The following is a 13286-nucleotide window of genomic DNA, read 5'->3' as shown; positions in this document are numbered from 1 at the left end:
CATCGAGGAGGACTATGCGCACCGGAATCAGCAGCCCGATCCTGGCCCTGTCGGGTGGCCGGCCGCAGTGGGAACACGATGCCGGTCCGGCCGAACTGGTCAAGGTTTTCGGTACCGCCGACCGGCTCGGCTACGAGTTCATGACCGCGCCGGATCACATCGCGGTGCCGCCGGGAGTCGAACGTGGTGAACGGTTCTACGACGCCTTGGCGACGTTCTCCTTCCTGGCCTCGGTCACCGAACGAATCCGCTTCCTGCCCTATGTGCTGGTGATCGGCTTCAGCCATCCGCTCGAGTACGCCAAGCGCTGGGGCACCCTCGACCACCTGAGCGGGGGCCGGGTCACCCTGGGATTCGGGGTCGGCAACCTCCGCGAGGAGTTCGACATGCTCGGCGTGCCCTTCGACGACCGCGGCGCACGGGCCGACGATGCCCTGAAAGCCCTGCGCGCCTGCCTGGGCAAGCGACAGGTGAGCTACCACGGTGAGTACTTCAGCTTCGACGAGATGGTGATCGACCCACACGCCGCCCAGGAGCACCTGCCGATCTGGATCGGAGGTCACAGCAAACGCGCCCTGAAACGAGCAGTGACTCTGGCCGACGGTTGGTGCCCCGCACCGGTCGCCTTCCGCGGGCCCGAGTTCACCGAGCTCAAATCCATGCTGGATCAGGTCGAGATTCCCGAGGGCTTCGATGTGGTGGTCGGGCCGAAAGGCTCGCTCGACCCGATCGGCAATCCCGAAGAAGTCCATGAGGTACTCGGCACTGCCGCCGAGCACGGTGGCACGGTGTTCCGGTTGAACGTGCGGCACAACTCGATGGCCGAATACCTCGACCAGATCACCGCCTACGCCGAGTTGGTGGGCCTCGACATTCAGTCCTGACGAGGCGGCTCGGGGTACAGCAGCCGGAACTCCTCCAACACCACCGGGGCGTCCCCGGGCAACTCCGCACCACCCAGGCTGTGGGTGCTGAAGAACTCCCGGTGTACCCGGCGCCAGTAATCGAGTGAGCGGTCACCCTCGCCCTCGGCGTGGGCATGTTCGGCCGGCACCCGGTCGAACTCGACGATCCGCACCGCGGTCGTGGCCACCAGCGCACGGGGGTGCCCGGCCCCGTCCAGGACGATCCCCATCGTGCCCACCTCGGGCACTGGGTCCTCTTCGGCGTCGTAATCGGACAGCAGTGAGGCGGTGGCGGTTTTCGTGCCGTTCAGCACCAGTTCCAGCAGCGCGTCGGCCTGCTCGAGGGTGGCCCCGAAGCTCCACGCCGGGGGTTGCAGTGCCGCCACCGGGGTGACAGCACCGAAACCGGGCAGCCAGTCCAGGCGCGCCCGGCGACGGGCCTCGTCCCAGAAGGTGTCGATCTCGGCCTGCTGGTCGTGGGGTTCGTCGGCGTGCATGGGGCCCATTCCATCACGTACCCCCGGCGACTCACCGGCGCTGTCGGGCGAGTTCGCGGGTCAACAGGGGCAGGGAGTACAACAACTCCCGGCGGTCGTCGGGGCGTGGGACGTTTCCGAACTGCACCTGTCGCCAGCCGGTGCGCATGAACACGATGGTCCAGATGGTGCTGACGTAGACCCGGTACCAATCGACGTGTCGGGCCCGGTACCCGGTGAAACGGTAATACTGCTCCAGCACGTCCTCGGCCGCCATGAAGTCCGGCAGCCCGGGCAGGCCCTTCGCCTGCGCGACTTCCTGACAGATCTGGTGCGACGTCACCATCCACAGCAGGTCGATCTCACGCGGCCCCAGGGCGGCCATCTCCCAATCGATCACCGCCTCGGGGGTGAAGTCGTGGTACAGGATGTTGCCGATCCGGGCGTCACCCCAACTGACCACCGCCGAGTCATCGGACGGCAGGTGCTCACCGAGCCAGGCCAGGGCCTCCTCGACCACCGGGACGGGGCCGAAGTCGCCGGCGGCGAACCGGTACCAGCGCTTGGTGTGGGCAAGATGCCTGGCCAGGTGTGTCTCACCGAGGGTGTCGTACTCCAAGAAACTGAAGTGCTCGGTTGGGTCGGGCAATTCGTGCAGTTTGGCCAATACCTCCACCGAGGCTTCCTGCAGAGCGGCGCGCTGCTCCTGGGTGCCGTCGAACAACCAGTTGTCGCCCAGGGTGTAGGGCCGCACGTCGGCGGGGGCTTCCCCCTCGACCCGGCGCATACAGAAGAAAGGACTGCCCACCACGTTCCCGGAATGCTCCACCCAGTGCACCTGGGGGATCGGCAGGTCGCTGAGTTCGCCGACCACGCGCATCACCTCGTAATGGCGCCGCAGTTCGTCACAGCCGTGCAGGGGAGCCTCATCCGCGGCGGGACACAGCCGCACCGCGAGCGGTTCGACCACCTCGTTGATGCCATTGCGCCACACCAGCGTGCACAGCACCGTGACACTGGACAGCCCGTTGCTGGTCAGCACCTCGTCGATGGTCAGTTCCGGGTCGGCACCATCGGGCAACTGGGTGCGCAACCAGTCGCGCAGGGTCCCGACGAAAGCATGGGGGTCGCGAGCAGTGCGCTGAATGCTCATTGCCGAGCGGTCACCGGCATCCTGTTCACTCATCGAGGCCTCCGCGGACTGTGACTTATGTCACAAGCTTCAGTGTGGGCAGCACAATAGCCAACCCGGTCGCGGTGTTCCTGGTCAACGGGATCGAAGCTCAGTCGTCGACGGCGTCGCGGCCCCGCCTGATGATCAACGGATCGGCCGGGAAGACCACCTCGGGGTCCTTGTCGTCGTAATCGAACTGGTTGAGGAAGAACCGCATCGCGTTGATCCGGGCCCGCTTCTTGTCGTTCGACTTCACCGTCCACCAGGGCGCGAAGTCGGTGTCGGTGCGCAGGAACATCTGCTCCTTGGCGTCGGTGTAGGCGCCCCACTTGTCGAGCGACTGCAGGTCCATGGGGGAGAGCTTCCACTGCCGCACCGGGTCGATCTGACGGATGGCGAACCGGGTGCGCTGTTCGCGCTGGCTGACCGAGAACCAGAGTTTGGTCACCGAGATACCCGAGTCGACCAGCATCTTCTCGAACAGCGGTGCCTGCTGCATGAAGACCTCGTACTGCTCATCGGTGGAGAAGCCCATCACCCGCTCCACGCCGGCCCGGTTGTACCAGGATCGGTCGAACATCACGATCTCGCCGCTGGTGGGCAGGTGCTGGATGTAGCGCTGGAAGTACCACTGACCCAACTCGGTGCGGGTCGGCTTGGCCAGCGCCACGACGCGGGCGTAGCGGGGGTTGAGGTGCTGGGTGAAGCGCTTGATCGTGCCCCCCTTGCCGGCGGCGTCGCGTCCCTCGAAGACGATCACGTGTTTGAGGTCGTTGTCCTGGGTCCAGTACTGGAACTTGAGCAACTCGATCTGCAGTTGGTACTTCTCGACGTCGTACTGGGCGCGGGTCATCCGCTCGTCGTAGGGGTAATCCTGGCGCCAGGTTTCGACCGCGTTGCCGCCCGGATCGATCAGGTCGGGGTCCGAACCCTGGTCGTGACGCACGCTGTAACCGCTGCTGCGAATCCTGTCGATGTAGGCCCGCAGGTCCTGGTGCGGATCGTCGATTTCCGGCCACCAGCCCAAGTTGTTCTCCACGGAAAAAGCCTATCGGTCGGTGCGTGACGAGACTCACGTGGTCACCGGATTGGAAGTTCGGTGATCGATCTGTGAAGATATCTCAGGCTGCTGTGACCAAAATGAGACCTTTGGGGGACGACCTAGTGGATGCACCCGCACCTCGACGCGCGATCGACGTGCCGCGCAGCGCGCTCCCGCGCCGCGCGATGGGCGCCGAGTCCAGCCGTGCGTTCCCGCTGCGCCGCATGCTGGTTGGCTCAGCAGTGGCACTGGGCATGGTCGGTGGTGGGATCGCCATCCCGTATGTGGACGCCCCCGGCCTGAAGACCGAACACGTCGAGACCGTCGCGGCTCCGCACCCCAAGGGCGGCCTACCCGATACCCCTCCCGATGCAGCACCTTCGCCACATCCGGAGCCTCCGATCAGCACCCCGGCCACCAAGCCGTCCACTCCGGCGAAAGCGGCCCCGGCCGGCAAACCCACGGCACCGGCATCGTCGGCACCCAAGCCCGCCGCGAAGCCTTCCCAGGCGGCACAGCAGGCCCGCGAGCGCGCCTCGCGCCAGGGCGCTCGCCCGGCCGCGCCGGTGGCGGGGATCGTCAGCCCTTGCACTGTCGACCAACAGTTCCCCGAGGGCTCCTCGATGTCGCAGATCAAGGCGGCGATGGAGAAGCGTTGGGGCCTGAAGCTGATCGGCCCCGGCTGGGAGGATCCGCAGTACCTGCCGGTGGTCAAGGTGATCTGGCAGACCCTGGACGCCGTTGACTGCACCCCCTATCTGGACAACATCCGCGAGAAGGTGGGCGGGCCGATCCGGATCAACGCCGACAACCTGCGCGGTTACGCCTGGGGCGACTGGGGCCTGTCCAAGCCCAGTGTGATGTCGGTGGACTTCGCCAAGATGTACGGCGGCTACCAGAACGGTGACGTCTCCCGGATCTCCCGGGTGTTCATCCACGAACTGGCCCATGTGCACAACGTCGATCGCGGCGGCTCCCCGAAGTACTGGCGGGAGTTCAACCAGCTCTACAACACCGAGGGCAGTGTCGCCGAGTACGACAAGGGCAAGGACATCACCGAGACCTACGCCGAGTCGGTGGCGCATTACGTGGTGCGGTGTTCGACCGACAACCCCTACAGCACGCCCGGCAATGCGAAGTACTACGACTTCGTCCGGAAGAATCTCTTCAACGGACGCGAGTTCGGGCCGACCTCGGGGCAAAGCCCGACCTGCGGCTGATCGCCGAACCGGGGATAAATCCCCTCAGATGGTGAGACCTGTGGCCCGGGTTGGTGCCTGCCCCTACCGTGATGCCTACCTGTCACGAAAGGGCCACCACCGATGAACTACCGCCCCGAAACCCTGGCCGTCCACGCCGGCCAGGAAGAGGCCGATCCGGCGACCAACGCGCGCGCCGTCCCGATCTACCAGACCACGTCCTACGTCTTCGACTCGGCCGATCATGCCGCCGATCTGTTCGCGTTGCGCGAGCCGGGCAACATCTACACCCGGATCATGAATCCGACCCAGTCGGTGGTCGAAACCCGGATCAACGCGCTCGAGGGCGGGGTCGGGGCGTTGGCGACCGCGAGCGGGGCATCGGCGATCACCTACGCGGTGCTGAACCTGGTCAACGCCGGGGACAACATCGTGGCGCTGTCGACCCTCTACGGCGGCACCTACGCCCTGTTTGCCCACACCCTGCCGCAGTTCGGTATCGAAACCCGCTTCGTCGACCCCGAGAAGCCCGAAGACCTGGCCCGCCACGTCGACGACAAGACCCGGCTGGTGTTCGGCGAGACGATCGGCAACCCCAAGCTGAACGTGATCGACCTGCGCGCCTGGGCCGATGCCGCTCACGCCGAGGGCCTGCCCTTCCTGGTCGACAACACCGTCCCGACCCCGATCCTGTCGCGGGTGTTCGAGCACGGCGTGGACGTGGCGATCCATTCCGCCACCAAGTACATCGGCGGGCACGGCACCTCGATGGGTGGCCTGATCGTCGACTCGGGCAACTTCGACTGGGCCGCGCACAGTGACCGGTTCCCGGGACTGACCAAGCCCGACGGTGCCTACCACGGCGTGGTGTGGACCGACGCCGCCGGCCCGGCCGCCTACATCATGCGCGCCCGCACCGTGCTGCTGCGCAATACCGGTGCTGCGATCGCGCCGTTGAACTCGTTCCTGTTCCTGCAGGGCCTGGAGACCCTCCACCTGCGCATGGAGCGGCACTCCAGCAATGCCCTGACCGTGGCCGAGCACCTGCAGCAGCATCCGGCCGTCGCCTGGGTCAACTACCCGGGTCTGGCCGACTCGCCCTACAAGCCGGTGGCCGACCGGGTACTGCGGGGTGGATACGGTGGCCTGGTGGCATTCGGATTGAAGGCCGGCCGTGACGCCGGACGTCAGGTGGTGGAGAACCTGAAGTTGTTCTCACATCTGGCCAATATCGGCGACGTCAAGTCCTTGGCGATCCACAACGCCTCGACCACGCACTCCCAGCTGACCGAGGACGAGCTGGAGCAGGCCGGCGTGCCGGCCGAGATGATCCGGCTGTCGATCGGCATCGAGCACGTCGACGACATCATCGCCGACCTCGATCAAGCCCTGGCCACGGTAACGGCGTGACCGAACAGCTGCGCAGGTTCGACCCGGTGGACCTGAACCTTCAGGCCCACCGGGTTCAGCTGTTCGATGCGCAGCATCCGCTCACCCTGGCCAGCGGCGCGCAGTTGGACGAGGTGCACGTCGCCTATGAGACCTACGGCACCCTGTCGCCCGAACGCGACAATGCGGTGTTCATCTGTCACGCGCTCAGCGGGGACGCCCATGCCGCGGGGCAGTACGAGGGCGACAAACACCCCGGTTGGTGGGACACCCTGATCGGGCCGGGCAAACCGGTCGACACCGACAAACTGTTCGTGATCTGCCCGAACCTGTTGGGCGGCTGTCAGGGCACCACCGGGCCGGCCTCGACCAACCCGGCCACCGGGCAGGCCTACGGGCTGCGGTTCCCGCTGCTGCAGATGGCCGATTTCATCACCGTGCACCGGGCCTTGCTCGACCATCTGGGCATCGACCGGTTGCTGGCCGGTATCGGTGGTTCCCTGGGCGGCATGCAGGTGCTGGAGTGGGCGCTCAGCCACCCCGACCAGATGGCCAATGCGGTGGTCATCGCCGCGTCCAGCAGACTGACCGCGCAGAACATCGCCTTCTCGGCCGTGGCCCGCGAATCGATCATGCGCGACCCCGGCTTCTCCGGTGGCGACTACCTGACCGACGGCACCGCCCCCGATGTCGGCCTGTCCATCGCCCGGATGATGGCCCACATCACCTACCTGTCCGAAGAGGCGATGGACACCAAGTTCGGTCGCCGCTTCCAGGACGCCGAAACCCCCAAACTCGGTTTCGGGGTCGACTTCGCCGTCGAGTCCTACCTGAACTACCAGGGCAAGGCCTTCCTCAGCCGCTTCGACGCCCTGAGCTACCTCTACCTGACCCGGGTGATGGACTACTTCGACGCCTTCGCCGACCCCGCCCGGGTGAGCGCCCTGGCCGAATCGGGGATGCCGGTACTGGTGTTGTCGTTCGACACCGACTGGCGTTTCGACACCTCACATTCGCGCCGGATCGTGCGCGAACTGGAACACGCCCGGGTGCCGGTCACCTTCCGCGAGATCCGGTCCCCGTGGGGCCACGACTCCTTTTTGCTGGACCTGCCCGAGTACCACACCACCTTGCGGGCCTTCGTCGACCGAGCGATCGAGGTGCACCGATGAGTACCCAGCCCACCACGGGGGAGTCCCGGCCGGCCCACAAGCCGTTGCGCCGTGACCTGGTGCACGTCGCCGGGCTGATCCCGGACGGCAGTCGCGTTCTCGACCTCGGCTGTGGGCCGGGCAAGTTGATGCAGCACCTGATGGAGCACAAGCAGTGCACCGGCACCGGTGTCGAGATCGACCCGGTCGCGGTGGTCAAGGCGATCCGCCGTGGGGTGCCGCTGATCGAACTCGACATCGACGAACAACTCGACCAGTTCGGTGACAACTCCTACGACGTGGTCGTGCTCAGCCGGGTGCTGCAGGCCACCCGCTTTCCGGCCACCGTGCTGCGCGAGATGGCCCGGATCGGACGCAGTTGCCTGGTGTCGGTGCCGAACTTCGGTTACTGGCGGCACCGCTGGGTGCTGATGCGTGGCCGAATGCCGATGTCGAAGGAACTGCCCTACGCCTGGTTCGATACCCCCAACATTCACCTGTCCACCCTGGCCGATCTGGAGGACCTGTTCGAGTTGGTGGGGTTGAGCATTCAGCAGCGCGACCTGTTCGCCCCCGACGGACGGATCCACCCCGGTGCGCGACGAGCCCCCAACCTGCTCGCCGCGAACGCGGTCTATCTGCTCTCGCCGCGCTGATCCAGGCGGGCCAGTTGTGCCCGGCTGGGCGGGTAGGGCTTGAACCGCAGCGGCATACCCGCCTCATCGGGAGTGCGGTTGGCCTTGCGGGTGTTGCAGGGGCTGCACGCGGCCACCGTGTTCATCCAGGTGTTGCGACCCCCACGTGATTGGGGCAGCAGGTGGTCGACGGTGCCGGCCGAGCCGCCGCAATAGGCGCAACTGTGCCGGTCGCGCCGCAGCACCCCGCGCTTGGTCCAGCCCGGGGCCCGGGTGTACATGAAGGCGGTCTTGACGTACCGCACCAGCCGCAGCACCAGGGGATAGGGATAGGGGCCGAGATTGAGGCCCTCACGCGCCCGCTCCACGATCGCCACCTCACGCACCAACATCCCGATGGCATGCTGCAGGGTCACCGTGTGCAATGCCGTGTTGTCGGTGTTCAACACCAAGACCGCGCTCATCGTCCACCCCCGATACGCCCGCTCCGAACCGGTCCGAAAACAAGAAAGCCGCCTCGCACGGACGCGAGACGGCCACCACCGGACAGCACAGGAACACTCCTGCCGCTGTCACCGGCTATACACCCGTCGATCGCGCTGCGCCGCCACACTGCCGGACGTGGGCCACCGCACATCTCACCGCGCTGGGCGAGCGTGCCCACGGGGGCACCGAACACACACGTCGACATGCTGGCCTCCTCCCGGCAATGGTGCTTGGCATCCAGTGTGAATCTGCCAGCGTCAGCGTAAGGGAGGCCACGCACAGTTGTCAGGGGTTTATTGCGTGACCATTCGGTGTCGCGCCGGTTTCATCAGGGCATCACCCGACCCGCGGGATGCGCGGGTCGGGGGCGTTCTCGTCGTGCGTGACCCCACCGGTCAGGCGATTTTGCTCAACTCGTGCACGTCCGCATGGGCTTGCTCGAGTTGCACGATGAGGCCGGGCCGCGGGCCCTGGCCGCGCCAGCGGCGACAGCCGGAACGCGTGGGCATCTCGACGAACCGCACTGATGGATAAGCATCGAGTGCGTCGTCGAAGGTCGCGAACTCACCCACGAACCGAGAGGGGTGCGTGGCGTCTGCGACATCCCACGGGCGACCCGCGAATGCAATGAACGAGTTCTCCATCGCCGATCACCTCCGTTTCAGTGAAAGCGGTTGCCGGATATTCGACAACCGTTATCTCATTGTGACCGGAAACGCCGAGAATTACCATTGAGAAAGGCTATGAAATCCGCTTCCCAACGGCCTTTTCGGTTACTGTCGAGTAGTTTTCCTGGCTTTTCTTCAGTGATTTACGAAAAGTGCTTTTCGTACCCGATCCGCACTACCACCCAGACCGTATTCGGATGCCAATTCGTTGAACCGTGAGTCATCCACCGGCGCCGACGGCAGCACCAGTTCGCCCAGTTCCGGAACGTCCAGGTCGTCGACCACCGACACCACCTGAGGGGCCACCGCCAGGTAGTCGATCGCGGCATGCAGTTTGCTGCGCACCCCGGCGGCCACGCCACCGTCGGGTTTGCTGCCGGCGGCCAGAATGCCGTCCAGGGAACCGTGCTCGGTGAGCAACTTCGCAGCGGTCTTGACCCCGATCCCGGGCACCCCCGGAATACCGTCGGAGGGATCGCCGCGCAGCACCGAGAAATCGACGTAGGCCCCCGCCTCGATGCCGTAGGCCTGCCGTACCCAGGCCTGATCCACCGACTCGGCCTTGCTGATACCCCGGCCCACGTAGATGACCCGCACCCGGGCCGCATCGTCCACCAGTTGGAACAGGTCCCGGTCGCCGGTCACCACATCGACCGCCGCGGCGCCGGTGGCCGAGACCTGTCGGGCCAGTGAACCGATCACATCGTCGGCCTCATGATCGGCCACCCCCACGATCGGCAGGCCCAGGGCGTCGAGGACGGCCCGGATCATCGGCACCTGGGGCGCCAACTCGTCCGGCGCCTCCTCGACGGCCGCGCCGTCGGCCACGGCGGCCACCCGGTGAGTTTTGTAGGAGTCCAACAAGGCCACCCGCCAGGCAGGTCGCCAATCGTCGTCCCAACAACAGGCCAGGTGGGTGGGTCGATGATCGGTGACCAGCCGCGCGATGAAATCCAACAGCCCGCGCACCGCGTTGACCGGGCGGCCATCGGGGGAGCGCAGTGTGTCGGGCAGCCCGTGAAAGGCCCGAAAGTAGAGGGATGCGGTATCGAGAAGCATCAGCCGCGATTCAGTCACCGCCCCATCGTGGCAGGTGCGGGCAATCCACAACAGAGCCGCCGATCGGGGCCGGTTACGACGAGCCGTTCGGGGAGCCGTTTAGACTGGGCCCGTGCCGATGTCGGATCAGTCAGGAGGCGCCATGTCCAACCCCGAGCTGCAGCCGGGATTGACCGTTACCCACAAACGTTATGTCGGCCACCGCGACACCTTTTTTCTCGGTGGCATGGTTGACGGCTCCTTCCTGATGGGCTTGTTCGGTCAGGTCGCCGCCGAGATCTGCATTCGCACCGATGGTGACGAGGGCCAGTTCGTCGGCTACTCCGAGGTCGATTTCACCGCCCCGGTGCATCCGGGCGACGTGCTGGAGATCGAGGGCAAGCTCATCCGGATCGGCAACACCAGCCGCGAGATGCAGTTCGAGGCCCGGGTGCTGTGCCGCAGTCGGGCCCGGCTGGAGGACGACCCGCAGATCCGCAGCACCGCCGCGAAGGTGTTGGACGAGCCGCTGGTGGCGGCCCGCGCGATCGGTACCGCGGTGGTGCCGGTGGAGCGTCAGAAGAAGTACTGGCCGCAGTCCGACGGGGGAGAGCGTTGGCCCAGCTGGGGCCGCCGCCGGCGCGATGAGCCGATGGACCCCGCCGCCGAAATCGAGTGATCGGGCTGCCCGGGCCGCTGCGGATTCTCGCTGCGGCGGCCGCCGGGGTGCTCACCGCGGTCGCCTTCGAACCCTATGGCCTGTGGTTTCTCGCGCCCTTCACCGTCGCCCTGTTCGGAGCCCTGACCAGTCAGGTACGACTGCCCCTGGCCGCGGTCACCGGCTTCGCGTACGGAGCGGGGCTGTGGGGGCTGGGCATCGAATGGCTCGTGGTGTTCACCGCACCCGCCTTGATCGGGGTGGTCTGTCTCGAAGCGCTCTTCTTCGCCCTGCTCGGAATGGCCGTCAATCGAATCCAGCCCCGCGCTGCCATCGGCAAGACCCCGGCCCGACCGGGGCTGCCGGGCTGGCCGGTATGGCTGGCCGCCGCCTGGTCGGCCTGTGAGTTCTGGTTCTCGCGCCAACCCTGGGGTGGGTTTCCCTGGATGCGGTTGGGCTTCACCAGCGTCGAATCACCCTACGGGGGCTGGTTACCGCTGCTCGGGGTCGCCGGAGTCGGTTTCCTGATCACCCTCACCGGCACCACGCTGCTGTGGCTGGTGCGCCGGGCGCCGGCCCGTCCGAAACTTGCCGTGGTCATCGCGGTCGGCCTGGTGGCGATGCTGGCGGTCGGCCAGGGCCTGCGGGTCTGGACCCCCGGGCTGCCGCCGGGCGATGAACGGGTCAACGTCGCGGTGGTGCAGGGCAACGTCTTCGGGGTCGGCATCAACGCGATGGGACGGGCCCGGTCGATGCCGAACAACCACCTGGCCGAAACCACCAAGCTGATGGCCCGGGCCCACGCCGGTCAGGTGCCGATGCCCGACCTGGTGGTCTGGCCGGAAAGTTCCACCGACGCCGACCCCACCCGCGATGCCCGTACCCGGGCCTCGGTGCAGGCCGCCACCGAAGTCTCCGGCCTGCCGGTGCTGGTCGGTGCGGTGATGGACGGCCCCGGCGAGGGGGAACGGCAAACCAGCGTGCTGTGGTGGGACCCCGAGGACGGCATCGTCGACCGCTACGACAAACAAGACCTGGTGCCCTTCGGTGAGTGGATCCCGATGCGCGAGGTCTTTCTGCCCCTGGTGCCGATGCTCGCCGCGGTCGGCAAACAGTCGGTTCCCGGCACCGAACCCGGCCTGATCAGCGGGCAACTCAACGACGGCCGGCAGATCCTGGTCGGCGACGTGCTGTGTTACGAACTCGCCTACGACGACACCGTCGCGACGATGTTCGGCGGAGACCCCGACATCGTGGTGGTGCAGTCGAACAACTCGATGTACGGCTACTCGGGCCAGATCGAGCAACAGTTCGCGATCACCCGGGCCCGGGCGATGGAGGGACGCCGCGAGATCGCGGTCAGCACCACCTCGGGGGTCTCGGGCCTGATCGACCCGCTCGGACGGGTTCTGGACCGCACCGAGGAGTTCACCGCCGACCACCGGGTGTACGAACTGCACAGTGGGCCGGTGCGCACCCCGGCCGGAAAGCTGGCCGGACCGGTCTCGATGGGTCTGATGCTGCTCGGTCTCGGAGCCACCCTGGTGGCCCTGGTGATTCGACCCCGGGTACGGACGGTTGCGGCCGGAGAGCATGATGGAACCAATCCAGAAACGAAGGAAGAACAGTGAGTAGTGCAGAGTTCGCCGATTCCTCCGACAACGGCGTGGGCCGGGTGCTGGTGGTGATCCCCACCTACAACGAGGCTCAGAACATCGAATCGATCGTCGGTCGGATCCGCAAGGCCGAACCCGAGGTGCACGTGCTGATCGCCGATGACAACTCGCCCGACGGCACCGGCGCGATCGCCGACCGGCTCGCCGCCGACGACGACCACGTGCACGTGAACCACCGTCGCGGCAAGGAAGGGCTGGGGGCGGCCTATCTGGACAGCTTCCACTGGGGCCTGGATCACGGCTACGACGTGCTGGTCGAACACGATGCCGACGGATCGCACCAGCCCGAGGAGCTGCACCGCCTGCTCGATGCGTTGGCCAACGGCGCCGACATGGTCAAGGGCTCGCGCTGGGTGCGGGGCGGGCGGATCGTGAACTGGCCCAAGTCGCGTGAGCTGTTGTCCAAGGGCGGCAACTTCTGGACCCAACTGATGCTGGGCATTCCGATCAAGGACGCCACCGGCGGGTTCAACGCCTTCAAGGCCGAAACCCTGCGGGCGATCAACCTCGACGAGGTCGCCTCGGCCGGCTACTGCTTCCAGGTCGATCTGACCTGGCGGGCGCTGAAGGCCGGCTGCCGGGTCGACGAGGTGCCGATCACCTTCGTCGAACGCGAACGCGGCGACTCCAAGATGAGCCGCTCGATCGTGATCGAGGCCCTGATCCGCACCACCCTGTGGGGAATCGATCACCGGCTCGGCCAACTGCGCCGGTTGGCCGGACGGGTGCGTCGCAAGGGCCTCACCCAAGGCCGCGACTGAGGATCGTCCAAGAATCCCCGGTAATCCG

14 protein-coding genes are annotated in these 13286 nt (G+C 66.5%); 8 read left to right on the top strand and 6 right to left on the bottom strand.

Annotated elements, in window-relative coordinates; genetic code table 11:
• The first annotated feature begins 14 nt into the window (after nt 1-14).
• Nucleotides 15-884, top strand: a complete 870-nt coding sequence (locus ACR4XW_RS13110; RefSeq protein ID WP_434761009.1) for a TIGR03619 family F420-dependent LLM class oxidoreductase — start codon at nt 15-17, stop codon at nt 882-884.
• On the opposite strand, the gene ACR4XW_RS13105 is transcribed toward ACR4XW_RS13110, so the two are convergent.
• The 3 genes from ACR4XW_RS13105 to ppk2 form a co-directional block, all read right to left on the bottom strand.
• Nucleotides 875-1411 carry an ASCH domain-containing protein gene (locus ACR4XW_RS13105; RefSeq protein WP_434761008.1) on the bottom strand — a complete coding sequence of 179 codons (537 nt, stop codon included), beginning with the start codon at nt 1409-1411 and terminating at the stop codon, nt 875-877. The genes ACR4XW_RS13110 and ACR4XW_RS13105 overlap by 10 nt on opposite strands.
• A 22-nt stretch (nt 1412-1433) precedes the next feature.
• Nucleotides 1434-2567, bottom strand: a complete 1134-nt coding sequence (locus ACR4XW_RS13100; RefSeq protein WP_434761007.1) for a phosphotransferase family protein — start codon at nt 2565-2567, stop codon at nt 1434-1436.
• A gap of 97 nt (nt 2568-2664) precedes the next feature.
• Nucleotides 2665-3594 (bottom strand): polyphosphate kinase 2, encoded by a 930-nt coding sequence (gene ppk2 / locus ACR4XW_RS13095; protein WP_434761006.1) that lies wholly within the window; start codon nt 3592-3594, stop codon nt 2665-2667.
• A 125-nt stretch (nt 3595-3719) separates the two neighbouring features.
• Between ppk2 and ACR4XW_RS13090 the strand changes: the two genes are divergently transcribed.
• The 4 genes from ACR4XW_RS13090 to metW all read left to right on the top strand — a co-directional run bounded on the left by ACR4XW_RS13090 (nt 3720) and on the right by metW (nt 7992).
• Complete coding sequence (locus tag ACR4XW_RS13090) at nt 3720-4817, top strand: hypothetical protein (protein WP_434761005.1); 1098 nt, start codon at nt 3720-3722, stop codon at nt 4815-4817.
• Between the two features lie 102 nt (nt 4818-4919).
• Nucleotides 4920-6206: an O-acetylhomoserine aminocarboxypropyltransferase/cysteine synthase family protein gene (locus ACR4XW_RS13085; protein WP_434761004.1), complete on the top strand. Its 1287-nt coding sequence runs from the start codon at nt 4920-4922 to the stop codon at nt 6204-6206.
• A complete protein-coding gene (gene metX, locus ACR4XW_RS13080) occupies nt 6203-7357 on the top strand; it encodes a homoserine O-acetyltransferase MetX (RefSeq protein WP_434761003.1) in 1155 nt (384 codons plus the stop codon). The genes ACR4XW_RS13085 and metX overlap by 4 nt, the downstream gene beginning before the upstream one ends.
• The gene (metW, locus tag ACR4XW_RS13075; protein WP_434761002.1) at nt 7354-7992 is read left to right on the top strand and encodes a methionine biosynthesis protein MetW; all 639 of its coding nucleotides are present in this window, start codon (nt 7354-7356) and stop codon (nt 7990-7992) included. Before metX ends, metW begins: the two co-directional genes overlap by 4 nt.
• Here metW and ACR4XW_RS13070 read toward each other — a convergent pair.
• The 3 genes from ACR4XW_RS13070 to ACR4XW_RS13060 form a co-directional block, all read right to left on the bottom strand.
• Nucleotides 7971-8435: an HNH endonuclease gene (locus tag ACR4XW_RS13070; protein ID WP_434761001.1), complete on the bottom strand. Its 465-nt coding sequence runs from the start codon at nt 8433-8435 to the stop codon at nt 7971-7973. The genes metW and ACR4XW_RS13070 overlap by 22 nt on opposite strands.
• Nucleotides 8436-8852: 417 nt before the next feature.
• A complete protein-coding gene (locus ACR4XW_RS13065) occupies nt 8853-9101 on the bottom strand; it encodes a hypothetical protein (RefSeq protein ID WP_434761000.1) in 249 nt (82 codons plus the stop codon).
• Between the two features lie 159 nt (nt 9102-9260).
• On the bottom strand, nt 9261-10202 hold the full coding sequence (locus ACR4XW_RS13060) for a 5'-3' exonuclease (RefSeq protein ID WP_434760999.1): 942 nt from the start codon (nt 10200-10202) through the stop codon (nt 9261-9263).
• A gap of 124 nt (nt 10203-10326) precedes the next feature.
• Between ACR4XW_RS13060 and ACR4XW_RS13055 the strand changes: the two genes are divergently transcribed.
• The 3 genes from ACR4XW_RS13055 to ACR4XW_RS13045 are packed head-to-tail and all read left to right on the top strand — an operon-like array spanning nt 10327 to nt 13258.
• A complete protein-coding gene (locus ACR4XW_RS13055) occupies nt 10327-10842 on the top strand; it encodes a hotdog fold domain-containing protein (RefSeq protein ID WP_434760998.1) in 516 nt (171 codons plus the stop codon).
• Nucleotides 10839-12452: an apolipoprotein N-acyltransferase gene (gene lnt / locus ACR4XW_RS13050; RefSeq protein ID WP_434760997.1), complete on the top strand. Its 1614-nt coding sequence runs from the start codon at nt 10839-10841 to the stop codon at nt 12450-12452. The genes ACR4XW_RS13055 and lnt overlap by 4 nt, the downstream gene beginning before the upstream one ends.
• A complete protein-coding gene (locus tag ACR4XW_RS13045) occupies nt 12449-13258 on the top strand; it encodes a polyprenol monophosphomannose synthase (RefSeq protein WP_434760996.1) in 810 nt (269 codons plus the stop codon). Before lnt ends, ACR4XW_RS13045 begins: the two co-directional genes overlap by 4 nt.
• Nucleotides 13259-13286: the final 28 nt, after the last annotated feature.

Source organism: Pseudenemella bisphenolivorans, assembly GCF_051133435.1.
Lineage (GTDB): Bacteria > Actinomycetota > Actinomycetes > Propionibacteriales > Propionibacteriaceae > JAAYAO01.
This window is presented reverse-complemented; position numbering and strand designations above follow the sequence as displayed.

Coding starts and splice junctions, on each gene's coding strand:
- ACR4XW_RS13110 (WP_434761009.1), top strand. CDS start 15: ATGCGCACCGGAATCAGCAGCCCGATCCTGGCCCTGTCGGGTGGCCGG.
- ACR4XW_RS13105 (WP_434761008.1), bottom strand. CDS start 1,411: ATGGGCCCCATGCACGCCGACGAACCCCACGACCAGCAGGCCGAGATC.
- ACR4XW_RS13100 (WP_434761007.1), bottom strand. CDS start 2,567: ATGAGTGAACAGGATGCCGGTGACCGCTCGGCAATGAGCATTCAGCGC.
- ACR4XW_RS13085 (WP_434761004.1), top strand. CDS start 4,920: ATGAACTACCGCCCCGAAACCCTGGCCGTCCACGCCGGCCAGGAAGAG.
- metW (WP_434761002.1), top strand. CDS start 7,354: ATGAGTACCCAGCCCACCACGGGGGAGTCCCGGCCGGCCCACAAGCCG.
- ACR4XW_RS13070 (WP_434761001.1), bottom strand. CDS start 8,435: ATGAGCGCGGTCTTGGTGTTGAACACCGACAACACGGCATTGCACACG.
- ACR4XW_RS13065 (WP_434761000.1), bottom strand. CDS start 9,101: ATGGAGAACTCGTTCATTGCATTCGCGGGTCGCCCGTGGGATGTCGCA.
- ACR4XW_RS13055 (WP_434760998.1), top strand. CDS start 10,327: ATGTCCAACCCCGAGCTGCAGCCGGGATTGACCGTTACCCACAAACGT.